This is a genomic window from Streptomyces sp. NPDC015127 (genome assembly GCF_043080095.1).
Taxonomy (GTDB): Bacteria; Actinomycetota; Actinomycetes; order Streptomycetales; family Streptomycetaceae; genus Streptomyces.
In genome coordinates, this window is the sequence record NZ_JBIBVE010000016.1 from 12857 (window position 1) to 35777 (window position 22921).

General features: G+C 71.1%; 20 protein-coding genes, 1 tRNA gene and 1 riboswitch. Of the genes, 6 read left to right on the forward strand and 15 right to left on the reverse strand.

The genetic code is table 11. The annotated features are described in order from the left end of the window. The first annotated feature begins 489 nt into the window (after positions 1 to 489). On the forward strand, positions 490 to 1344 hold the full coding sequence (locus ACF08N_RS28560; protein WP_392327581.1) for a hypothetical protein: 855 nt from the start codon (positions 490 to 492) through the stop codon (positions 1342 to 1344). 8 nt (positions 1345 to 1352) lie between these two features. Here the strand turns inward: ACF08N_RS28560 and ACF08N_RS28565 are convergent, their stop codons facing one another. After that, complete coding sequence (locus ACF08N_RS28565) at positions 1353 to 1679, reverse strand: hypothetical protein (protein WP_392327582.1); 327 nt, start codon at positions 1677 to 1679, stop codon at positions 1353 to 1355. A gap of 98 nt (positions 1680 to 1777) precedes the next feature. Here ACF08N_RS28565 and ACF08N_RS28570 point away from each other — a divergent pair, with 98 nt between their 5' ends. After that, a complete protein-coding gene (locus ACF08N_RS28570; protein ID WP_392327748.1) occupies positions 1778 to 2008 on the forward strand; it encodes a DUF4287 domain-containing protein in 231 nt (76 codons plus the stop codon). A 97-nt stretch (positions 2009 to 2105) separates the two neighbouring features. Here ACF08N_RS28570 and ACF08N_RS28575 read toward each other — a convergent pair whose 3' ends face one another. Together ACF08N_RS28575 and ACF08N_RS28580 are read right to left on the reverse strand one after the other, a co-directional pair. Further along, positions 2106 to 2996: a Bax inhibitor-1/YccA family protein gene (locus tag ACF08N_RS28575; RefSeq protein ID WP_392327583.1), complete on the reverse strand. Its 891-nt coding sequence runs from the start codon at positions 2994 to 2996 to the stop codon at positions 2106 to 2108. A gap of 166 nt (positions 2997 to 3162) precedes the next feature. Further along, positions 3163 to 3244 (reverse strand) — tRNA-Leu (locus ACF08N_RS28580). Positions 3245 to 3633: 389 nt separating this feature from the next. Between ACF08N_RS28580 and ACF08N_RS28585 the strand changes: the two genes are divergently transcribed. Together ACF08N_RS28585 and ACF08N_RS28590 are read left to right on the forward strand one after the other, a co-directional pair. Continuing rightward, positions 3634 to 4404 (forward strand): ABC transporter ATP-binding protein, encoded by a 771-nt coding sequence (locus ACF08N_RS28585; protein ID WP_392327584.1) that lies wholly within the window; start codon positions 3634 to 3636, stop codon positions 4402 to 4404. A gap of 99 nt (positions 4405 to 4503) precedes the next feature. Beyond that, positions 4504 to 7041, forward strand: a complete 2538-nt coding sequence (locus ACF08N_RS28590; RefSeq protein ID WP_392327585.1) for an ABC transporter permease — start codon at positions 4504 to 4506, stop codon at positions 7039 to 7041. 247 nt (positions 7042 to 7288) lie between these two features. Here ACF08N_RS28590 and ACF08N_RS28595 read toward each other — a convergent pair whose 3' ends face one another. From ACF08N_RS28595 to ACF08N_RS28605, 3 genes are all read right to left on the reverse strand, one after another. Continuing rightward, on the reverse strand, positions 7289 to 8584 hold the full coding sequence (locus ACF08N_RS28595) for a class I SAM-dependent methyltransferase (protein WP_392327586.1): 1296 nt from the start codon (positions 8582 to 8584) through the stop codon (positions 7289 to 7291). Positions 8585 to 8780: 196 nt separating this feature from the next. Further along, positions 8781 to 10160, reverse strand: coding sequence for an NAD(P)/FAD-dependent oxidoreductase (locus ACF08N_RS28600; protein ID WP_392327587.1), 1380 nt, complete (start codon positions 10158 to 10160; stop codon positions 8781 to 8783). Positions 10161 to 10519: 359 nt separating this feature from the next. Next, positions 10520 to 11428, reverse strand: a complete 909-nt coding sequence (locus ACF08N_RS28605) for a LuxR C-terminal-related transcriptional regulator (protein WP_392327588.1) — start codon at positions 11426 to 11428, stop codon at positions 10520 to 10522. 395 nt (positions 11429 to 11823) lie between these two features. Between ACF08N_RS28605 and ACF08N_RS28610 the strand changes: the two genes are divergently transcribed. Beyond that, positions 11824 to 12981 (forward strand): S8 family peptidase, encoded by a 1158-nt coding sequence (locus tag ACF08N_RS28610; protein ID WP_392327589.1) that lies wholly within the window; start codon positions 11824 to 11826, stop codon positions 12979 to 12981. Positions 12982 to 13163: 182 nt separating this feature from the next. Continuing rightward, complete coding sequence (locus ACF08N_RS28615) at positions 13164 to 13961, forward strand: VOC family protein (RefSeq protein WP_392327590.1); 798 nt, start codon at positions 13164 to 13166, stop codon at positions 13959 to 13961. Between the two features lie 40 nt (positions 13962 to 14001). Here the strand turns inward: ACF08N_RS28615 and ACF08N_RS28620 are convergent, their stop codons facing one another. The 9 genes from ACF08N_RS28620 to ACF08N_RS28660 form a co-directional block, all read right to left on the reverse strand. Further along, positions 14002 to 14940, reverse strand: a complete 939-nt coding sequence (locus ACF08N_RS28620) for an exopolyphosphatase (RefSeq protein WP_392327591.1) — start codon at positions 14938 to 14940, stop codon at positions 14002 to 14004. Continuing rightward, positions 14937 to 15473 (reverse strand): DUF501 domain-containing protein, encoded by a 537-nt coding sequence (locus ACF08N_RS28625; protein ID WP_392327592.1) that lies wholly within the window; start codon positions 15471 to 15473, stop codon positions 14937 to 14939. The genes ACF08N_RS28620 and ACF08N_RS28625 overlap by 4 nt, the downstream gene beginning before the upstream one ends. Positions 15474 to 15506: 33 nt before the next feature. Then, positions 15507 to 15980, reverse strand: a complete 474-nt coding sequence (locus ACF08N_RS28630) for a septum formation initiator family protein (RefSeq protein ID WP_392327593.1) — start codon at positions 15978 to 15980, stop codon at positions 15507 to 15509. Between the two features lie 205 nt (positions 15981 to 16185). Then, a complete protein-coding gene (eno, locus tag ACF08N_RS28635; protein WP_392327594.1) occupies positions 16186 to 17475 on the reverse strand; it encodes a phosphopyruvate hydratase in 1290 nt (429 codons plus the stop codon). A gap of 285 nt (positions 17476 to 17760) precedes the next feature. Then, positions 17761 to 18411 carry a transglycosylase family protein gene (locus ACF08N_RS28640; RefSeq protein WP_392327595.1) on the reverse strand — a complete coding sequence of 217 codons (651 nt, stop codon included), beginning with the start codon at positions 18409 to 18411 and terminating at the stop codon, positions 17761 to 17763. 3 nt (positions 18412 to 18414) lie between these two features. Beyond that, a riboswitch (cyclic di-AMP (ydaO/yuaA leader) is annotated at positions 18415 to 18588 on the reverse strand. A gap of 270 nt (positions 18589 to 18858) precedes the next feature. Then, a complete protein-coding gene (locus ACF08N_RS28645) occupies positions 18859 to 19818 on the reverse strand; it encodes a transglycosylase family protein (RefSeq protein WP_392327596.1) in 960 nt (319 codons plus the stop codon). Between the two features lie 141 nt (positions 19819 to 19959). Then, entirely contained in the window at positions 19960 to 21204 is a 1245-nt protein-coding gene (locus ACF08N_RS28650; protein ID WP_392327597.1) for a cytochrome P450, read from the reverse strand. Next, positions 21201 to 22217, reverse strand: a complete 1017-nt coding sequence (locus ACF08N_RS28655; RefSeq protein ID WP_392327598.1) for a nucleoside triphosphate pyrophosphohydrolase — start codon at positions 22215 to 22217, stop codon at positions 21201 to 21203. The genes ACF08N_RS28650 and ACF08N_RS28655 overlap by 4 nt, the downstream gene beginning before the upstream one ends. 30 nt (positions 22218 to 22247) lie before the next feature. After that, positions 22248 to 22892: a SurA N-terminal domain-containing protein gene (locus ACF08N_RS28660; RefSeq protein ID WP_392327599.1), complete on the reverse strand. Its 645-nt coding sequence runs from the start codon at positions 22890 to 22892 to the stop codon at positions 22248 to 22250. Between the last annotated feature and the right edge of the window lie 29 nt (positions 22893 to 22921).

Sequence of the window (22921 nt, forward strand, 5' to 3'; positions counted from 1 at the left end):
CGGCTCAGCTGAGCTGGAGCGAAGGGTAGGGGTCGCCCGGCCGTGTCGACATGCGGCTCCGCCGCGTGGCGAGGGCGGCACCTGCCCGCAGCGGTGGCGAAGCTGAGCGCGACCGAAGACACGAGCGGCTCAGCTGAGCTGGAGCGAAGGGTAGGGGTCGCCCGGCCGTGTCGACATGCGGCTCCGCCGCGTGGCGAGGGCGGCACCTGCCCGCAGCGGTAGCGAAGCTGAGCGCGACCGAAGACACGAGCGGCTCAGCTGAGCCGTAGCGGTCTACGCGCTGTGGATCTCAGTTCGTGACGCAATCTCCCCCAGGATGTGACCTATCTCCTGGGGGAGACCCTTTTACCAGGTCAACCCTGTTCCCCGGCTAAACACAGGGCACAAAGTCCTGTCCAATTCGTGACGTAATGCACTGACAGGAGGCGCGGGCCCACCGCAAGCTGATGTAGGAAGTCGGGGGTATCGCTATACATCGGGAGTACGTCAGTGAGCGCCATGTCTCTTGCCCTGCTGCTCACCACGGCCGCCGCCACGGCCGTGGGCGCCGCTGCCCTGCACGCCGCACACGGACTCCGCAAGCAGGTCACCGCCCTGCGCGCCGAGCTCGCCGCGTCGTACGGGCCCGGTCGCACCGCCTCCGTACCCGCCGCCCGCACCAGCGACAGCGCCGAGATACGCGCGGCCGTCGCCGAGGCGCTGGCGGAGGAGCGGGAGCGCGAGCTGGCCGAGGCGCGCGCCTTCTGGGCGGCGCAGGAGGCGCGGGACGCCGCGGACGCCTCCGCCCGATTCGCCGGGGAAGGCTCCGCCCCGCTGCTCGGCGGCCTCGCCGGCACCGGGGACGAGATCCCGCCGTTCTACGTGCCCCGCCAGGCCGACTTCGTTGGCCTTGAGGCCATGGACCTGGACGCCGTGGAGGCACTCGACGAGATGGCGGACCTGCCGGAGGTGACCGAGTTCGCCGAGGACTCCCCCGAGCTGGCCGCCGCCCGCCGCCGCCACCCCTCGCACCCCGACTTCGTCCCGGTCCAGACGCCGGTGGTCACCGACCACGAGCGGACGGTCGCGCGGCTCGAGGAGCTGGCCGAGACCGGTACCGAGCTGGCCGACGTGCGGCCGGGCCCGCTGGGCACGCTCGACGTCTACGTCTTCGCCGACGGGACGACCCTGTGCATGACGCCCGGCCACCGCGAGACCGCCGAACGCCTGGCGGACGCGCTGCGCGCCGGCCACGCGCCCGTGCTGCTCGGCGGTTCCGGCGTCTCGGGCGCGTACGCCCTGACCTTCGCCTGCGGCGAGGAGAGCGTCTACATCCTCGCGGACCGCGTGATCGCCTCCCACTGAGCGCACCCCTAACGTGCGTCCGCCCGCGCCGCGGCCTCCTGTACGAGGACGACCGCGGCGTCAACCTCTTCCGGCCCCGCCGGGGTGACGCGCAAGATCTCGGCAAGGTCACGGACCGCCACCATCAGCTGGTCCGCCACCGCGAACACGCCCTCGTCGGGCATGATCATCGGCTCCCCCGACGGGTTCTCCAGACGCTGTGCCCGCACCGACAATTCCCTGGCCAGGGCCAGTCCCTCCGCCGCCGCGCCACGCTGGAGACGGCTCTGCGGGGCCGCCCGCAACCGGTCCGCGAAACGCTCACCGACGGTGATCAGCTCACTTGTATCAAGCACGCCGCGACCCTACGCGCCCTCGCGGGCCTGTTGCCAATATGCGAAGCCTCAGGCACGGTGGCGTGAAGAGCACACGCGCAATGCGTCCGGAGGCGCCGATGTCCCAAGTCTTCTCCGAAGAGACCCATCGAAATCTGCTCTCCCGAATCCCCGAATGCACCGGTCGTGAGATCTCCGACTGGCTGCGCACCGTCGAAGAAGGTCCGTCTCTCTTCCGCTTCGAGGAGAAGGTCAGCTGGCTCCGCGGCGAACACAACCTCTCGTACGGCCAGGCCAAAGCGATCATCCATGAGTACGATCTGAGGCGCGCCGCGCGCAAGCTGCAGTAGCGGCTTCGGCGGACTGGCGCACAAGCAACGGAAAGGGCCCGCCCGGCGAGTGCCGGGCGGGCCCTTCGTGCGCGTGTCGCACGGATGACGACCTGGGTCAGTCGTCGCCCTGAAGGATCGACAGCAGGCGCAGCATCTCCAGGTAGATCCACACGAGGGTCAGGGTGAGGCCGAAGGCCGCCAGCCAGGACTCCTCGCGCGGAGCGCCGTACGCGACGCCGTCCTCGACCTGCTTGAAGTCCAGGGCGAGGAAGCAGGCACCGAGCACGATGCCGATGACGCCGAACAGGATGCCGAGGCCGCCGCTGCGGAAGCCGAGGCCGTCACCGCCGCCGAACACGGAGAACAGCAGGTTGGCCACCATCAGCAGGACGAAGCCCATCGCCGCGGCCATCACGAAGCCGTAGAAGCGGCGCGTGACACGGATCCAGCGCATCTTGTACGCGATCAGCACGCCGGCGAAGACCGCCATCGTGCCGAGCACGGCCTGGGCGACCACGCCGTCCGAGATGTACGTGGAGACCGCGCTGGAGATCACGCCGAGGAAGACGCCCTCGAAGGCGGCGTACGACAGGATGAGCGCGGGCGCGGCCTTGCGCTTGAAGGCCTGGACCAGCGCCAGCACCATCGCGACCAGGGCGGCGCCGATGGCGATGCCGTACGACTTTCCGAGGTTGGCCGGGTCGACCGGCAGCAGCACCCAGGACAGGATCGCGGTGAGCACGACCGTGCCGAGGGTCATGGCGGTGCGCGTGACGACGTCGTCGATCGTCATCACGCCCGTGCGGGCGGGAGCCTGCGGCGGAGCGCCGAACTGCGTGCCTGCCGGGGCGTAGGGGTTGGTGGCGTACGGGTTGCCCGCGCCCTGAGCGTAGGGGTTCGTCCCAACGGCGGGGCCCCCGGCCTGCGGCTGCTGCGCGTTGAAGCCCGCGTAGCCGTTGTCGCGGCTGAACCCCCGTCGCGAGAAGACCGGGTTGCTGCTCCTCATCTCACTCCTCCTTGGCCACCGTGCGCGGCCTAGAAGTCAAGAGTAATGCGGAAGCAAAGAGAACACCCTAGTGCTCGGGGAGGATCTTTCCGAGATCGTGACGTACCGAAGGGCCGCCCGGCCGTGGCCGGACGGCTGGTGCGGGACACCCGCCGAGGCTCAGGTGTGCCCGGAGCCGGACTTGAACCGGCACGCCCCGAGGGGCAGCGAGGTTTAAGCTCGCCGTGTCTGCATTCCACCATCCGGGCGTGTACGCGGCTCCGCGTTTGGCACACGAGCCTATCGGTGGAGATCGAACCGGCATCGGGGCGATGGCCCGATGTTGTCTTATTTTATTGGCGCCTGAGGGTCCGTCAGTGCTGGTACGTGGGCGTTCGTACCCGCAGCACGGGCCTCCTGCCCACCGGCGCCCAGGATCCGGATTGACGGAAAACCGCCGGACCCCTGTGTCAGGTCCGCACGCTGCGCCCCTCCTTCGCCGGCCTCAGGGGCGCTGTCATCCCCAAGGATGACGAGCCCGCCGCCCGGTCCGACTGGAGAGGGCCCCGGGAACGGGCATCGGGAGTGACGATTCGCGGCCGGTCGGCCGAGACGATGGGGTGGTCCTCGCAGCACAAGGCCGACAGGAGCCCTTCTCGTGACCACCACGCCCATCGCTCACCGCGCCACCGCCGTGGCCGCCCGCGCCACGGACCTGTCCAAGGTGTACGGACAGGGCGAGACCCAGGTGGTCGCGCTCGACCGGGTGAGCGTCGACTTCCGCCAGGCGGAGTTCACCGCGATCATGGGGCCCTCGGGCTCCGGCAAGTCGACACTGATGCACTGCGTCGCCGGCCTCGACACCTTCAGCTCCGGTTCGGTGCGCATCGGCGACACCGAGCTCGGCACCCTCAAGGACAAGCAGCTGACCCAGCTGCGCCGCGACAAGATCGGCTTCATCTTCCAGGCGTTCAACCTGCTGCCGACGCTGACCGCGCAGGAGAACATCACGCTCCCCATGGACATCGCGGGCCGCAGGCCCGACCAGGAGTGGCTGCGGCGCGTCATCGAGATGGTCGGTCTGCGGGACCGGCTCGGCCACCGTCCCACCCAGCTCTCCGGCGGCCAGCAGCAGCGGGTCGCAGTCGCCCGGGCCCTGGCCTCCCGGCCCGAGATCATCTTCGGTGACGAGCCGACCGGAAACCTGGACTCGCGCTCGGGCGCCGAGGTGCTGGGCTTCCTGCGGAACTCGGTGCGCGAGCTCGGCCAGACCGTCGTCATGGTGACGCACGACCCGGTGGCCGCCTCCTACGCCGACCGCGTGGTCTTCCTGGCGGACGGGCGGATCGTCGACGAGATGCTGAGCCCGAGCGCCGACGGGGTGCTCGACCGGATGAAGGCCTTCGACGCCAAGGGCCGCACGAGCTGACGCTCCCCTTCCCCGTCCTCGTTCTCGTCACCGTCCGGCCCGTGGCCGAGCCCGCCGGGCTCGTTCGCCGCGCGCCGGCCCACTCCCAGGACCCACACCATGTTCCGTACCGCCCTGCGCAATGTGCTCGCGCACAAGGCCAGGCTGCTGATGACCGTGCTCGCCGTGATGCTCGGCGTGGCCTTCGTCTCCGGCACCCTGGTCTTCACCGACACTCTCGGCAACGCCTACCGCAAGCAGTCCGCCAAGAGCTACGACAACGTCGCCGTCGCCGTCACCACTTACGCCGACCCGGACGACAGCCGGAAGAACCCCGGCATCGACGACAGGACCCTGGACAGGATCCGGGGCCTCGACGGCGTGGCCGGAGCCACCGGACGGGTCTCCGGGTTCGCCGGGGTGGCCGACCAGGACGGCAAGCTCATCGGCAACGGCTGGTCCAACACCGGCGCCAACTTCGCCCCCAGCAAGGACGGCAAGGACCCGGCGTACGACTTCACCGACGGGACGGGCCCGAAGGCGGCCGGCGAGATCGCCCTCGACAAGGACTCCGCGGCCAAGGGCGCCTACAGGGTCGGCGACACCGTGCGCGTCGCCACCAACGGTCCGGTGAAGGAGTACACCCTCGCCGGTGTGTTCACCACCGAGGACGGCGCGGTGAACGCGGGCGGCAGCCTGGTCCTCTTCGACACCGCCGTCGCCCAGAAGCTCTACCTGCAGCCCGGCTACTACAAGGACGTCACCGTCACCGCCGCGGCGGGCGCCTCCGACGCGAAGATCCTCGACGCGGTCGTGCCCCTGCTGCCCGAGGACGCCACGGCCCAGACCGGCAAGCAGCTCGCCGACAACCAGGCCCGGCAGATCGAGAGCGGCCTGTCGAACCTCAACACGATGCTGCTCGCCTTCGCGGCCGTCGCCCTGTTCGTCGGCGTCTTCCTGATCGCCAACACCTTCACCATGCTCGTCGCCCAGCGCACCAAGGAACTGGCGCTGCTGCGAGCCGTCGGCGCCTCGCGCCGCCAGGTCAAGCGCTCGGTGATCCTCGAGGCCATGGTCGTCGGAGTGGTCGCCTCCGTGGTCGGCTTCGTCCTGGGCCTCGGCCTGGCGACCGGGCTGCGCTCCGCGATGAGCGCGTTCGGCGCGAAGGTGCCGGCCGGTCCGCTGGTCGTGTCGCCGACCGCGGTCGCCGCGGCGTTCGGTGTCGGTGTGCTGATCACCATGCTGGCGGCGTGGCTGCCCGCCCGCCGGGCCGCGAAGATCGCGCCGGTCGCCGCGATGAGCAGCGTGCACGCGGTGGCGACGACCAAGTCGCTCGTCCTGCGCAACAGCATCGGCGGCGCCATCACCCTCCTCGGCGCGGCCGGCATCGTCGGCGGCGCGGCGGTCGGCAAGGACGGCCGGATGCTCATCGGCGCCGGGGCCTTCTTCGCCCTGGTCGGCATCATCGTCCTGATCCCGCTGCTGTCGCGGCCGGTCATCGCCCTGGCCCGCCCGCTGCTGCACAAGGTGTTCGGGGTGTCCGGCAAGCTGGCCGGACAGAACGCGGTCCGCAACCCGCGCCGCACCGGCGCCACCGCCTCCGCGCTGGCGATCGGCCTCACCCTGGTCACCGGTCTGTCGGTGCTCGGCGCGACGATGGGCCGGGCCGTGGACAAGATGACGACGGACAACATCCGGGCCGACTACATGGTCTCGATGGCCAGCGGCGGCGCCCTGGACCAGTCGGCGCTGGAGGCCATCCGCAAGGCGAAGGGCGTCGGCGCGGTCTCGCCGCAGCAGGCGACATCGCTGGAGATCAAGGGCACGTGGCACTCGGCGTCGGCGGTCACCCCCGGGGACGTGGAGAAGGTCTTCGACCTGAAGACGGTGTCCGGCTCACTCGCGTCGCTCGCCAGGGGTGAGATCGCGGTCGCCGAGGACACGGCGAAGTCCAACGGCTACAAGGTCGGTGACACGCTGTCGGCGAACTTCGGCGATGCGGACAAGCCGGAGAAGAAGAACGTGACCGTCGGCGCGGTCTACAAGGGGAACGAGTTCCTCTCGCCGGTCCTGGTGCCGACCGACCTCGTGGCCCCGTACGAGACCAAGCCGTACATCCCCGAGATCTGGGTGACGATGGACGGCGGCGCGACGGCCGCGAACGAGCAGGCGCTGGTGGACGCGCTGGGCGACAACCCGGCGATGAGCGTCATGGACCAGCAGGACATCCGGAACATGTTCGGCGGCTTCATCAACACGGCGCTGAACATCATGTACGGCCTGCTCGCCATGGCCCTGATCATCGCGGTGCTCGGTGTCGTCAACACGCTGGCGATGTCGGTGTTCGAGCGCCAGCAGGAGATCGGCATGCTGCGCGCGATCGGCCTCGACCGCGGCAGGGTGAAGCGGATGATCCGCCTGGAGGCCGTGGTCATCTCGGTGTTCGGCGCGGTGATCGGAGTGGGCCTGGGCGGGTTCCTGGCATGGGCGATCGGCGAGACGATCCGCGACGAGATCCCCGGCTACGCGCTGATCCTGCCGTGGGACCGGATCGGGATCTTCCTGCTGCTGGCGGGAGTGGTGGGGGTGCTGGCGGCGATGTGGCCGGCGCGGAGTGCGGCGCGGCTGAACATGCTGACGGCGATCAAGACGGAGTAGGCCGCCGGGGCGGGGGCGGGTGACCGGGCGGGGGCGGCCGCTGCGCGGGGCCGATTCCCCTACCCGCCCCTTCCCCGAAACCGGGGCAAGCCCCGGACCCCGTACCGCGCTTCGCGCGGTGTCCTCAAACGCCGGACGGGCTGGATTTCGCTCCCCGAAATCAGCCCCGCCGGCGTTTGAGGCGCGGGGGCCCGGGGGCGGAGCCCCGGTTTCGGGATGGCCCCGGCCAAGATGCGCCGGACAGCCCCTAGCCCCGCCAGGCCCGCGGCCGGGGCGGCAGGCCCGACTCGCCCGTCAGCGGCGTCCGGACCGCAAGGATCTGGTTGACTCCGATCCGGTTCCGTTCGAACGACACGGCCGACGCCGCCATGTACAGCCGCCACACCCGCGCCCTGCCGGGGGACGTCAGGCGGGCCGCGCGGGGCCAGGACGCCTCCAGGTTGGCGACCCAGGCCCGCAGCGTGCGGGCGTAGTGCTCGCGGATCACCTCCACGTCGCGGACCTCGAAGCCCGCCTCCTCCAGCGTGGCGACCGTACGGCCGAGCGGGGCCAGTTCCCCGTCGGGGAAGACGTACCGGTCGATGAACTCGTCCACGTGGTACGCCGCTTCGTCCTTCTCCGGGCGGCGTGCGATCTGGTGGTTGAGCAGCCGGCCGCCCGGCCTCAGCAGCGACAGGAGCTGGTCCGCGTACTCGCGGTAGCGGACCCGGCCGACGTGTTCGGCCATGCCGATGGAGGAGATGGCGTCGTACGGCCCGTCCCTGACGTCCCGGTAGTCCTGGACGCGGATCTCGATCCGGTCCGTCAGCCCCTCGTCGGCGATCCGCTTGCGCGCGTACGCGGCCTGCTCGCGGGACAGCGTGATGCCCGTGACCTGCGCGCCGTACTCGCGCGCCGCGTGGATCGCCATCGAGCCCCAGCCGCAGCCGACGTCGAGCAGCCGGTCGCCCCGGCCCAGCCCCAGCTTGCGGCAGATCAGGTCGAGCTTGTCGCGCTGGGCGTCCTCCAGGGTGCCCTCGCCCTCGTCCCAGTACGCGCACGAGTAGACCATCGACGGGCCGAGCACCAGCCCGTAGAAGTCGTTGCCGACGTCGTAGTGGTGGCTGATGGCCTCCTTGTCGCGCCGCTTGGTGTGCAGCGGGCCGGTGCGGCGCCGCACCTCCTCCGCGGGCGGGGCCGGCGGCGGAAGCGCGCCGCCGAGCTTCAGCAGCCCCCGGGCGGCCGCCCGGAGCCGGGGGTCGCGCAGCGGGTGGACGGGGGCGGGGGCGTCCGGGTCGCGTTCCCACACGAGCCCGGCCATCAGGTCGAGCGCCCGGTAGAGGTCCCCGTCGACGTCGATCTCGCCGGCGACCCAGGCGCGCGCGAGCCCGAGCTCGCCCGGCCGCCACAACAGCCGCCGCAGCGCCCGGCGATGGCGTACGACGAGGACGGGCGCGTCCGGCGGACCGGACTCGCTTCCGTCCCAGGCCCGGATGCGCACCGGGAGCGGGACTCCCAGCACTTCCTCGGCAAGAGTGGTCAGCCGCAGCGCGGCATCGGCCATGGCGCACACCTCCGTGACGGTGGTTCCGCGGAACGCTCCACTTCCGTCAACAAGATGCCCACCCTGTGTACTTCCCCGCACTACGCAATGCACAGGAAAAATGCCCGCATGGCCCACCGGGCGTACGCCGGGGAACGCCGAAGGGGCCGCCCGCACCACGGATGGCGGGCGGCCCCTTCGGGCTGAGCGGGTGCCGTTACGACGCCTTGGCCTTCTCGGCCGCCGGCTTCGCCGCGACCGGGGCCGGCTTGGCGGCCTCGTAGAACTCCTCGCGCGGGCTCTCCATCGCACCGAGGGAGACGACCTCGCGCTTGAGGAACATCGCCAGCGTCCAGTCGGCGAAGACCCGGATCTTGCGGTTCCAGGTCGGCATGGCCATGCCGTGGTAGCCACGGTGCATGTACCAGGCGAGCCGGCCCTTGAGCTTGATCTTGACCTTGCCCATGACGATCATCGCGACGCCCTTGTGCAGGCCGAGACCGGCGACCGCACCCTTGTTCGCGTGCTCGTACGTCTTCTGCGGGAAGCCGCGCATCCCGGAGATCACGTTGTCGCCGAGGACCTTGGCCTGGCGCAGGGCGTGCTGGGCGTTCGGCGGGCACCAGGCGTTCTCGACGCCGGCCTTGCGGGCGGCCATGTCCGGGACCTGGGCGTTGTCGCCGGCGGCCCAGATGTAGTCGGTGCCGTTGACCTGGAGGGTCTCGTTGCAGTCGACGTGGCCGCGGGGGCCGAGCGGCAGGCCGTAGCGGGCGAGCGCCGGGTTGGGCTTCACACCGGCGGTCCACACGATGGTGTTGGAGTCGACCTCGAGGCCGTTCTTGAGCACCACGTGGCCGTCGACGCAGGAGTCCATGGAGGTGGAGAGGTAGACCTCGACCCCGCGGCCCTCCAGGTGCTCCTTGCCGTACTTGCCCAGCTTGGGGCCGACCTCGGGAAGGATCTTGTCGGCGGCGTCGACGAGGATGAAGCGCATGTCCTCGCGCTTGACGTTGGTGTAGTACTTGGCCGCGTCGCGGGCCAGGTCCTCCACCTCGCCGATGGTCTCCGCGCCGGCGAAGCCGCCGCCCACGAAGACGAAGGTCAGCGCCTTGCGGCGGACCTCCTCGTCGGTCGTCGAGTCGGCCTTGTCGAGCTGCTCGAGGACGTGGTTGCGCAGGCCGATGGCCTCCTCGATGCCCTTCATGCCGATGCCCTGCTCGGCGAGGCCGGGGATCGGGAAGGTACGGGAGATCGCACCGAGGGCGATCACCAGGTAGTCGAAGGGCAGCTCGTACGCCTCGCCGACCAGCGGGGAGACGGTGGCCACCTTGCGGTCCTGGTCGATGGTCGTGACCCGGCCGGTGAGAACCTCTGCCTTGGGCAGCACGCGTCGCAGCGGGACGACGACATGCCGAGGCGAGATGCTGCCGGCGGCAGCTTCGGGGAGGAAGGGCTGGTACGTCATGTACGAGCGCGGGTCGACGACCGTGACGGTCGCCTCGCCGTAGCGCATCTTCTTCAGGATGCGACGTGCCGCGTACAGGCCTACGTACCCACCGCCTACAACGAGGATCCTGGGACGCTCCGTGGTGCTCATGCCATCGAGTATCCACCCCCCTCGGAGGGGGTGCTCGTGAGCCCCTTCACAAGCAGTGGGGTGTCCTCTGCTACACTGCGCGGCCCACGTGACCGAGGTCATGGTGTGCTACGGGAACCACGGTGTACGGGAGGACGTTGTCCACCCCCTGTGAGCTGGCCCCTAAGCCTTCGCCACAGGAGAACCGCTCCTCCTTGCCCTCTGTGGGCGACGCATACCGAATGCCTTGGAATCCGCTGCCGAACGCCCAATGAGAGGGCGGAGCGGGGGTTTCGGGGCTCCAGTGGGCCCATCGGGGCCTTTTTCCTTGTGAAGAACTTCACGAACTTTTCCGGGGGGCCCGTTTCCGGCCCCTCGGATCAGTCCACCAGACCCAGCCTGGCGGCCCGGACACCGGCCGCGAAGCGGCTCTCGGCGCCCAGTTTGGCGACCAGGGCGGTCAGCAGCCGGCGCAGTGTCCGCTCCGAACAGCCCAGCCGGCGCGCGATGGCCTCGTCCTTGGCCCCGGCGGCCAGCAGGGCGAGCACCTCGCGCTCGCGCGGCGAGTAGTCCTCGGCGGCGGCCCCGTTGCCGGTGTCATAGGGGCGGGCCGTGCTCCAGTGGTGGTGGAAGACCTGGGCGAAGCACTCGGCAAGCCGGGCGCTGTGCAGGACGACGTCCTCCCACTGCTCGGCCTCCGGGCCGGTGGGGCCGAGCGCCATGATCGTGACCGCGCGGTCGACGACGTTGAGGTGCAGGGGGACGGTCGTCGCGACCCGTATCCGCGCCCCGTGCTCCAGCAGGACGGACAGGTAGCGGGCGGCCCCGGTGCTGCGGGCCGCGCGGTTGGAGACGAGGAGCCGCATCCGCACGCCGCGGGCGAGCATCGCCAGGTCGTCCGCGAGGCCGGACTCCAGGACGTCGGGCCCGGGGAACGTGGTCCGCAGGGCGAGGATCTCGTCCCGGCACAGCGCGTCGAAGTCGGCGATGCGCTCCCGCAGCCGGGCCCGGTCGGCGAAGAACTCCACCTGGACGTTCTCGCGGCCGGCCTCCCGCAGGTCCGGCATCAGGCGCAGCACGTCGTCGAACGCGTCGAGGCTCTCGTTCAGCAGCCCCAGCCGCCGCCGGTGCTCGGCCAGCAGCTCGTGCAGCGCGCGCTCGGGCGCGCCGATCCCCCGCCGGCCGCCGCCCGCGAGCCGGTGCTCCACGAGCCACTGCCGCACGCCGTCGGGCACCGAGCCGAACCCGTCGGCTGTGGGGTCGCATGTCCCCGGAGGGTCGGCAGGCATGGGGCGACCCTAGAGCGGCTCGGCGCGGATTGGCCATGGGCGGAGCGGCCGCAAAATGCTTGTGCGCGCACGCCGTTGTCCGCAATCGGTCACGCCTGATCCGGCCGTGGTCAACACCCCGTTACCCCCAGTATGTTGTCGCCGCGCCCCGGTGGTCACACCGGCCCGGCGAGCGGCGACCCCGCCACCGCAGCCCCTACCGGTGCGTGCACGACGCCCGTCGCGAGGGACGGGCGCGCACTGAGGGCGGCCTCGTTCCCGCCCGCGCTGTTCCACCTTCCGCGCCACGCACCGCTGTCCCCACCGGGGCCTCACCTCCGCCCCGGTCGGCGTGCCCCGGCGCTCCCCCACCCCCGGCCGCCGCGGCCGGTTCCACGAAAGGTGTCAGCTCCCCCATGCGCAGAACCCACTTCGGAGCCCTCGTCCTGGCCGTACCCCTGGCCCTGACCCCCGCCGTCGTCTCGGCCGCACCGGCCGACGGGCCCACCCTGCTCGTCGCGGTCGCCGACGCCCCCGCCGCCAAGGAGATCAAGGGCCGCTACATCGTGACCCTCAAGGAGGGCTCCGACCCGGCCGAGGTCGTCAAGGGCTCGTCGGTCAGGACGCGCCACGTGTACCGGGAGGTCCTGAGCGGCTTCGCCGCCGACCTGACCACCGCTCAGCTCGCCTCCCTGCGCCGCGACGCGCGCGTGGCCTCCATAGAGGAGGACCAGAAGGTCACGGCCGACGCCACCCAGTACAACGCGCCCTGGGGCCTGGACCGCATCGACCAGCGCAGCGGCCGCGACGGTGCCTACTCGTACACCCGCAACGGCTCGGGCGTCACCGCGTACATCATCGACACCGGTATCGACACCGCCCACGCGGACTTCGGCGGCCGGGCGCGCAACGTCTACGACGCCTTCGGCGGCAACGGCCAGGACTGCAACGGGCACGGCACCCACGTCGCGGGCACCGTCGGCGGCTCGACGTACGGCGTGGCCAAGGGCGTCCAACTGCGCGGCGTGCGCGTGCTGAACTGCCAGGGCTCCGGCTCGTACTCCGGCATCATCGCCGGCTTCGACTGGGTCCGGCTCAACGCCGTCAAGCCCGCGGTCGCCAACGCCTCCCTCGGCGGCGGCTACTCCTCCGCGGTGAACAACGCGGCCACCAACCTCGCCAACTCCGGTGTGCACCTGGCCGTCGCGGCGGGCAACGAGAACCAGAACGCCTGCAACGTGTCCCCGGCGAGCGCGTCCGGCACCCTCACGGTCGCGGCATCGGACTCCTCCGACCGCAAGGCGAGCTTCAGCAACTACGGCAGCTGCACCGACCTCTACGCCCCCGGCGTGAGCATCACCTCGGCCCGCCTCGGCGGCGGTTCCACCGCGATGAGCGGCACGTCGATGGCCTCACCGCACGTGTCCGGCGTCGCGGCGCTCTACAAGGCGACGTACGGCGACGCGTCCAGCTCCACCGTCAACACCTGGCTGATCAACAACAGCACCGCGAACGTGATCGGCGGAAACGTCAGCGGCACTCCGAACCGGCTGCTGTTCAAGTCCACCCTCTGATCCCGCACCGAGGAGGGACGCGGGACGCCGCCCGGCAGGTCCGCAGGGCCTGCCGGGCGGCCGGCGTTCCCGTGGGTGAGGGTCCGGGGCTGTTCCGCGCGCGACGGGCCACGCCTGGTGCCAGGCTGAAAATGCCGAGCGCGATCCCTGAGACACAGCCCCGCAGAGAGGGAACCCCGATCATGATCACGACCGACTTCGTCCCCGGCTCCCCCTGCTGGATAGACCTGGGCGCCCGCGACGTCCCGGCGGCGGCGGCCTTCTACAACGCCGTCTTCGGATGGGAGGCCCAGCGGTTCGGCGAGGAGATGAGCGACTACAAGGCACTCCGCCTCGACGGCAAGGTGGTCGGCGCCATCGGACCGCTCACCGAGGAAGGCGCCCGCTCGGCCTGGATGGTCTACTTCCACACCCCCGACGTCGAGGCCACCGTCAAGGCCGTCGAGCAGGCGGGCGGCTCCGTGCGCACCGCGCCGTCCGAGGTGGCGGAGGAGGGCCGGTTCGCGCAGCTCACCGATCCGCAGGGCGCCCGGTTCGCGGTCTGGCAGCCCGGCACCTATCCGGGCATGGAGGTGGCGGACGGCCCGGGCAGCCTGGGCTGGGTCGAGCTGTACACGACCGACTCGGCGGCCGCGCAGGACTTCTACGGCAGGGTCTTCGGGTGGACCGGCCAGGACATGGAGCTGCCGGGCGGCGGCACGTACACGATGCTGACGCCGAGGGACCAGCCGCCGGAGCGGATGTTCGGCGGCGTCATGGCCGTCCCGGACATGTTCGACTCCGGGGACGCCGAGCCGTACTGGCACCCGGTCTTCGGCTCGGCGGACTGCGACGCCACGGTCGCCCGCGTACGGGAGAACGGCGGCTCGGTCTCGATGGGCCCGGAGGACGCGGAGGGCGTCGGCCGGCTGGCGGTGTGCAACGACCCGGCGGGGGCGGAGTTCGTCGTGCTGACCCCGGCCCCGCCGGACACCCCCTAGGTCCTGTCCGGCCGCTCTCGGCCGGAAGGGGACCGGATGCTCAGAGCCAGCCCTCGGCCGCCTTGTAGGCGATGCCGTCGAGGATGTCGTGCTCGCTGACGACGACCTCGCGGGCGCCGATGCGCTGCATGATCGTGAGCAGGACGAGCGCCCCGGCCTGGATGACGTCGACCCGGCCGGGGTGCATCACGCCGATCGCCGCGCGCTCGTCGTGCGTCGCGTTCAGCAGCATCGTCGTGACCTCCTCGACCTTCTCGTAGGAGATCCGCGAGTGGTGGATCCGGGTCGAGTCGTACGTGTCCAGGCCGAGCGCGATCCCGGCGACCGTGGTCACGGAGCCGGCGAGGCCGACCAGGGTGCGGGCCTCGTCGATCGGGACGGTCTCGGCCGCGAGGTCCAGCGCGGCCTCGATGTCGGCGCGGATCGCCGCGATCTGCTCGGGCGTCGCGGGGCTGCTCGGCGCGTGCCGCTCCGTCATCCGTACGCAGCCGATGTCGACGGACCGGGCGGCGCGGGCATGCTCCTCGCCGACCACGAACTCGGTGGAGCCGCCGCCGATGTCGACGACGAGGTACGGCTTGTCGAGGTCGGTTCGCCCGGCGAGCGAGCGGGTGGCGCCGGTGAAGGAGAACTCGGCCTCCTGGTCGCCGGTGATGACCTCGGGCTCGACGCCGAGGATGTCGAGGACTCCGCGGACGAAGTCGTCGCGGTTCTCGGCGTCCCGGGAGGCGGACGTGGCGACGAAGCGGACGGTCTCGGCGCCGAGCTCCTTGATGACGGCGGCGTACTCGCGGCAGGCAGCGAAGGTCCGCTCCAGCGCCTCGGGGGCGAGCCGCCCGGTGCGGTCGACGCCCTGCCCGAGCCGGACGATGATCATCCGCCGGTCGAGGTCGACCAGGGTGCCGGACTCCGGGTCGACGTCGGCGACGAGGAGCCGGATGGAGTTGGTGCCGCAGTCGATGGCGGCGACGCGGGTCACTTGCCGGCCTCCTCGGGCACCTCGGGTGAGACGCACGGGCCCTTGCGCCACCACTCGGGAAGCATCGCGATCGCCTCGTCCCCGAGCGGGTTCACACCGGGGCCCGCCGCGAGCGAGTGGCCGACCAGGACGTGCAGGCACTTCACCCGGTCGGGCATGCCGCCCGCGCTGGGGAAGCCCTGGAGCACCTCGATCGCGTCGCGGCGTGCGATGTAGTCCTCGTGCGCGGCGCGGTAGGCGGCGGCCAGCTCGGGGTCCGTGGCCAGGCGGGCCTGCATCTCCTTCATCACTCCGTTGGCCTCCAGCGTGCCGATCGCGGACGCGGCACGCGGGCAGGTCAGGTAGTACAGCGTGGGGAACGGCGTCCCGTCCGGCAGACGGGGTGCCGTCTCGACGACATCCGGCTGCCCACAGGGGCAGCGGTGCGCGATGGCGCGCAGTCCGCGCGGCGGCCGGCCGAGCTGCTGCTCGAACGCGGCGATGTCCGCGTCGGTCGGCTCGGTGTGCTCAGTGGTGGGAGGAGGGGTTTCCATGCCTGCCTTGCTGCTCTGTTCGCTACGGGGTGGCTACTTGCGGTCGGCGTTGTCCACGCCGTTCCAGACGTTCGAGTACCAGGGCCGGTCCGCCGCGCCCTCGTCCTCGCGACGCTCCTCGGCGGTCTCGGGGTCGATCACCGTGTAGCCGGTCTCGCCCGGGAGCACGTAGTGCAGGTGCTCACGGGCCAGCCGCCGGATGTACATGTCGTCCTGGAGGCGCGCCTTCTCGTCCCGGAGCTCCTCGACCTGTTCACGGGCCTCGGCCATCCGGCGTTCCTGTTCGGCGATCTCGGCGCGCTGGGAGACGTACTGCCGCATCGGGTAGGCGAGGGCGACCACCAGGGAGCAGACGACCAGCGCGAGGAACGCGGCCCGGCCGGTGAGCCGGGAGCGGCGGGCCTGGCGGCGGCTCTGCGACCGGTAGACGCGGGCGGCGGTCTGCTCGCCGAGCAGCCGCAGCCTGGTGGCGGTGGAGAACCGGTCCGGCTCCGGCCTGCGCGCCATGTCTCTCGCCTCCCCATTCACATGCGTACGTCCCCGGACACGGTACGGGACCGGGGCCGGGGACGTACGGAGGCGGGGGTGTCAGCCCGTGATCAGTCCTTGCTGTGCTTACTGGTTCGCAAGGCGCTGTGCTTACTGGTTTCGCAAGGCGCTGTGCTGACTGGTTCGCAAGGCGCTGTGCTTACTGGTTCGCAAGGCGCTGTGCCTACTGGTTCGCAAGGCGAAACCGGGGGAACGCGGAGCGGCCCGCGTACACCGCGGCGTCGTCGAGGATCTCCTCGATGCGCAGGAGCTGGTTGTACTTGGCGACGCGCTCGGAGCGGGCCGGGGCGCCGGTCTTGATCTGGCCGCAGTTGGTGGCGACGGCCAGGTCGGCGATGGTGACGTCCTCGGTCTCGCCGGAGCGGTGGGACATCATGCACTTGAAGCCGTTGCGCTGGGCGAGCTCGACGGCGTCCAGGGTCTCGGTCAGCGAACCGATCTGGTTGACCTTGACGAGCAGGGCGTTGGCGGCGCCCTCCTCGATGCCACGGGCCAGGCGCTCCGGGTTGGTGACGAACAGGTCGTCGCCGACGAGCTGCACCTTGGCGCCGAGCTTGTCGGTGATGGTCTTCCAGCCGGCCCAGTCGTCCTCGAACAGCGGGTCCTCGATGGAGACCAGCGGGTACGCGTCGACGAGCTCCGCGTAGTACTCGGTCATCTCGGCGGCCGAGCGGGCCTTGCCCTCGAACTCGTAGGCGCCGTCCTTGTAGAACTCCGACGCGGCGACGTCCAGCGCGAGCGCGATGTCCTTGCCCGGGGTGTAGCCGGCCTCCTTGATGGCCTCGAGGATGAGGTCGAGGGCGGCACGGTTGGACTCGAGGTTCGGCGCGAAGCCGCCCTCGTCGCCGAGGCCGGTGGACAGGCCCTTGGTCTTCAGCACCTTCTTGAGGGTGTGGTAGACCTCGGTGCCCCAGCGCAGGGCCTCGGAGAAGGACTCCGCACCGATCGGGGCGATCATGAACTCCTGGATGTCCACGTTGGAGTCGGCGTGCGAGCCGCCGTTCAGGATGTTCATCATCGGAACGGGCAGCAGGTGCGCGTTCGGGCCGCCGAGGTAGCGGAAGAGCGGCAGGTCGGACGCCTCGGAGGCGGCGTGCGCGACGGCGAGGGAGACGCCGAGGATGGCGTTGGCGCCGAGCGAGGCCTTGTTGTCGGTGGCGTCCAGGTCGAACATGGCCTGGTCGATCAGGCGCTGCTCGGTGGCGTCGTAGCCGACGAGCTCCGGGCCGATCTGCTCGATGACGGCGAGGACGGCCTTCTCGACACCCTTGCCCTGGTAGCGGTTCTGGTCACCGTCGCGGAGCTCAATGGCCTCGAACGCACCGGTGGAGGCGCCGGACGGAACAGCAGCACGACCCGTGCTGCCGTCGTCGAGGCCAACCTCGACCTCGACCGTGGGGTTGCCTCGGGAGTCCAGGATTTCCCGGGCTACGACGACGTCGATGGACGGCACGAGCATCTCCTTCTGGGATGTGACGCGAGAAATGTGCAGAGGTCTGCTGGGCCTTGCGACAAGAGCCTAACCGCCTCGGGGGCAAAGGCCGGCCGATGCCCGCCCCGTGGGACGAAAAAGAGCATGAACGCTGGGCGTGCCGGACAAAACACCCGGAAGATACCCGTAAGTAAGGCCCTTGGGGGCTTCACGGCCGAACCCCGGCCCGGCGCAGACGGGGGAAGGTGCGCCGGACCGGGGTGCTAGGGGCGCGTCCGCGCGCGGGGCGCGCGGACGGCGGGCGGGTCAGCTCAGGTGGAGCTTCTGGCCCGGGTGGATGACATCGGCGTCGTCGATGATGTCCTTGTTGAGCTCGAACAGCTTCTTCCAGCCGCCCTCGACCTTCTCGGCCTCCGCGATCCTGCCCAGGGTGTCCCCGGCCTTGACCGTGTACTCGCCGTCGCCCTTCTTGACGGCCTTGGCGGGGGCCTCGGCGCGCTCGGAGCGAGTGGTGGGGGCCTCGGCACGCTGCTCGGCCGGCTGCGCGGCGGGCTTCGCCGGCTCGGCGGAGCCGCCGCTGTAGGGGGTGCTGGAGAGGCCGACGCCACAGCTCGGCCAGGCGCCCTTGCCCTGGCCGGCGAGGACCTTCTCGGCTATCTCGATCTGCTGGGCCTTGGAGGCCTGGTCGGCGGTCGAGGCGTACGCGGTGCCGCCGTAGGCCGCCCAGGTGGAGGCGGAGAACTGCAGGCCGCCGTAGTAGCCGTTGCCGGTGTTGATGGACCAGTTGCCACCGGACTCGCACTGGGCGACCGCGTCCCACTCGGAGGCGGTGGCGGCGGAGGCCGAGGTGGCACCGAGCACCGGGGCGGCGATGGCGGCACCGGCGACGCCGGCGAGCGCGGCGAGACGGACGGCCTTCGACGGGCGACGGTGCTTGGCCTTGCTGGAACGCAGCATGGAGCTTCTCCTCACCGACGCCTGCGAGGTGAGCTGTCGGGTTCGGGCCGGAAGAGTTGCCCGGCCGCGCGTCGTTGCGCGCGGCTCCACCCCCAGCCGTTCTCGGCCGTCGTGCTCGACGGCCGGGACCGGCACTTACCTTGGGTCCCCCGCTCCTGCCTTCGGCGCACTGAGCGACGACTGTTCCCCCCGACCGACGGCAGGATTCGGCGTGACGGTCGACGGAGCCCGCGATGGCGAGCGGTTCAGACGGTAAACACACCGCTCCCCGATGTTCAAAGTCGAACATCGGGGAGAAATCGCCCGAACCGTCCTCTACTTGGGAGGCGTTTGCGCAGGTCGCGTACGGCTTGGGCGAATTTGCTGGACGCCGCCGGTCAGTTGCAGCAAAGAGACCCTTGTCTCACTTGCCCAGATCGGACATATGCCAGCGAATCGGCGTCTGAACTACTGTCCGCTCAGGCCGAGATCGAGGCTCTGGCCGGGCAGAATGAGGTCGGGGTCGGTGCCGATGGTCGCCTCGTTCGCCTCGTAGAGCGCGTCCCAGCCGCCGGGCACCTCCCGCTCGTCGGCGATGGCCCACAACGTGTCGCCCGGCCGGACGGTGTACGTGCCGTCCGACACACCCTCTGCCGCCCCGTCACGTGCCGATGCGTCACCTCGTGAGGCATGACGGCCGTTTTCGCGCTCCTCGTCCTCAATGCCCGTTTCGGCATCGTCGGGGGCGGGCTCGCCGCGGTGCTTGCCGGTGCCGGTCGCGGGGTCGGTCGCCTCGGCGCCGTCCGTGGCGGCCGGGTCGGTCGTCGGGGCCGGGGACGCCGACACGTCGCCGTCCTTGGGCGTGGGCTCCGTGGAGGCGTCCGGCACAGCGGTCCCCTCCGAGCCCTCCGGCACGTCCGTGCCCGCCTCCGGCGCGGCCGTGTCGCCGGAATCGGCCGGCGCGCTCGCGTCGGGACTCGCGTCGGTGCCGGCCTCCGGGCCCTCCTCCGGCAGCGGCAGCAGACCCCCGGGGTCGACGCCGGTCGCGGAGCCGTCGTCCGTCAGACCCGCGATCGGACCGCAGACGGGCCACGCCGCGGGCCCCTGTGCGTCCAGCACCTTCTCCGCGACGGCGATCTGCTGCGATCGGCTCGCCAGGTCGGCGCTCGGCGCGTACGCCGTGCCGCCGAAGTCCTCCCACGTCTGCTGCGAGAACTGGAGCCCGCCGTAGAAGCCGTTGCCGAGGTCGGCGCTCCACATGCCACCGCTCTCGCACTCGGCGACGCGGTCCCAGGTGTTCGCGTCGGCGGCGGAGGCGGAGCCCGCACCGAGCAGCGGGAGCGCGATGGCCGATCCGGTCACCCCTGCCGCGACGACGATGGCCGGAGCCTGACGGGGGCGGCGGTGACGTCCGTTCCCGGAGCGCATGCGGTTGCCTTTCGCGTGACTACAGGGGACTGAGCGGCCTGCTGATGCCTGCCGAGTCGTCGGTGAAGGTAGCCGCATTCGAACGTGAGTCACAAGTCGATGCAGCGGAGATCACGTGAAAGTCACAGAATTGACGATGCGTCAACTTCTGGTGGGAGTGAACTCAACGGGCAGAGTGCGCAATCCACGCATGATGAGCCCCCCACGCCACCGCAAATCGGCTGGATCGCCCGCAAGCCGCAAGTCCGGCATCCTCCTGAGCAGCGTCGCGATCGCCGTCTGTCCCTCGAGCCGGGCCAGCGGGGCGCCGAGGCAGTAGTGGATGCCGTGCCCGTATCCCAGGTGCTGGTTGTCACGCCGCGAGAGGTCGAGCGTGTCGGGATCGGCGAACCGCTCTGGGTCGCGGTCGGCCGCCGCGAGCACGACGAGCACGGGGTCGCCCGCGGCGATCCGCTGCCCGCCGATGTCCAGCGCCTCGGTGGCGAACCGCCAGGTCGCGAGCTCCACGGGGCCGTCGTAGCGCAGCAGTTCCTCGACACCGGTCGCGAGCAGCCCGCTCTCACCCGCCGCCAGCGACGCCTGGAGGCGCTCGCGCTGTCCGGGGTTGCGCAGCAGCGCGTACACGCCGTTGCCGATGAGGTTGACCGTCGTCTCGAAGCCCGCGAAGAGAAGGATGAACGCCATCGCGGCGGCCTCGTTCTCGGTCAGGTGCTCGCCGTGGTCGGACGCCTTGATGAGCCCGGAGATGAGGTCGTCGCCGGGCTGCTCGCGCTTGCGGTGGATCAGCTCGGCGAGATAGCCCCGCATCTTCTTCACGGACCGGGCGACACCGCCGCGCGGACCTCCGCCGTGACGGATCATCATCCCGGCCCAGTCGCGGAAGTCGTCCTGATCCTCACCGGGAACGCCCAACATGTCGCAAATGGCGTAAATGGGCAGCGGGAAGGCGAACTCGTGGATGAGGTCGGCGCTCCCCTTTGTAGCGAAGTTGTCGATCAACCGGTCCGTCAGTTCTTGCACGCGCGGCGCGAACTCCGCCACGCGCCGGGGCGTGAACGCCTTCGACACCAGCCGGCGAAGCCGGGTGTGGTCCGGCGGGTCGATGTTGAGCAGATGCGTCATCAGCTCGGCCTTGCGCTCACCGGGGATGCCCGTCCTGCCCTTGGCGTGCGCGGGCTCGTCGTGGTGCGCCGGGTTCTTGGACAGCCGCGGGTCGGCGAGGGCCTGCCGCGCGTCCGCGTACCGGGTCACCAGCCATGCCTCCACCCCGGACGGCAGCGCGGTCCGGTGCACGGGCGCGTGCTCGCGCAGCCAGGCGTACGCGGGGTAGGGGTCGGTGGCGAACTCCCAGGTGAAGAGTTCCGGTGCGGTGTTCGGGTCGGTCACCCCTCGACGGTATCCGGGCCGCCGTGTCCCTCCGCGGCGCGGATCGCGTCGCGGTAGGCGCGGGCCGCGGCCCGCAGGGCCGCCTCCGGGTCGACGCCGTCCGCCTCGGCACGTACGGCGAGGCGCAGCAACTCGTACCCGATGCCCTCGCCGGCCGGCGGCGGCGCGTCCAGGCCCGCCGTCCGCACCCGGGAGGCGAGCTTGGCCGCGAGCGCGAGGCCGGGCTGCCCGAGGGGGACGCCGTCGGTCACCGACGCGCGCTGCTTCTCGATCGCCTTTGTGCGCAGCCAGTGCGCCTTGACCTCCTCCGGCGTCTCGGCGGTCTCGTCGCCGAAGACGTGCGGATGCCGGTGGATCAGCTTCTCGACGATGGTGCCCGCGACGTCGTCGATCGAGAACGGCTGCTCGGCATCCTCCTCCGCGATGCGCGCGTGGAAGACGACCTGGAGCAGTACGTCGCCGAGCTCCTCGCGCAGTTCGTCGCGGTCACCGTCCTCGATGGCCTCGACGAGCTCGTACGCCTCCTCGATGCCGTACTTGGCGAGACCCTTGTGGGTCTGCTGCGAGGACCAGGGGCAGGCGCGGCGGATGCGGTCCATGACCTCGACGAGGTCGAGCAGCCGCGCGCCGGGCAGGTCGTACGAGCCGGGCAGCAGCTCCAGGTCCGGCATCCGCACCTGGCCGGAGCCGCCGAGGCGGGCGAGTCCGTCGGTCAGTGCCGCCTCGCCCTCGCCGGAGGCGAGGACGACCACCGTGCGCCCTCCCCCAGAGCCTTCGGCCTGGGAGGTACCCCCAGCACAGGCGTCGACGAGCTCCCGGGCGCTCGGCGCGGCCTGCACCACGGCGACGCCCGCCTCGCGCAGGTACGGCAGCTGCGGATGAGCGGCGTCGGCGCAGAGCACCTGGTCGGCCGCGTGCAGCGTCTGCCACGCCGGCCAGGACAGCAGTCCGGGCGCCACGCGGTGGCTGGCGGTCAGCAGGACGATACGGCCGGGATCGACAGTTTCGGTCACTCCTCGAACCTACCTCGGACCTGGCCCGGTCTAGGCTCCGGCCTCGACGGCCTCCGCCTCCTTGGTGACCTGCGTGATCCACGGGGCCTTGTAGGTGCCGAGCTCCAGCTTGGTGTCGTCCCAGGCGCCGTAGCGGGGGTTCACATCGATCTTCAGCGACTTGGCCGCGGCGGTGAACGCCTCGTTCATCCGCTGCTGGCCCTCGGGGTTGTTCGTCACGCCGAGCGCGGCCGCGAGCTTGTTCACGAGGACGTCCCGGCGCACGACCTCGTCGAGCTGGCCGGGGGCGACCCCGCGCTGCTGCAGGTACATGGCGGCCAGCTGCTCCTGGCCGCCTGACTGCTGCGTGAGCGCGGCCCGCGCGTCCTGGATCTCCTTGCGGGTGGCCTTCACCCCGGCGTCGGCGGCGGCCTTCTCGACGACCTTGTCCACGATGAGGTCGTACAGCTTGGCCCGCCCCAGCTGGCCCGAGTCCTTGATCAGCTGGGCGGCCTGCGGGGACGCCTGCTGCGCGTCGCGCACGTCCTTGACCTTGGCCTGGACGGTGGACACCTCGATCCGCTGCCCGCCGACGACGGCGGCGGCCCCGGGGTGTGCCTCGTTGCCGCAGGCGGCGAGGAGGGGCGCGGCGATGATCGCGGCGACGACGAGCGCGGTGCGACGACGGCGGTGCAAAGGGGCCTCCCGGCGTGATTGTGCTTCGC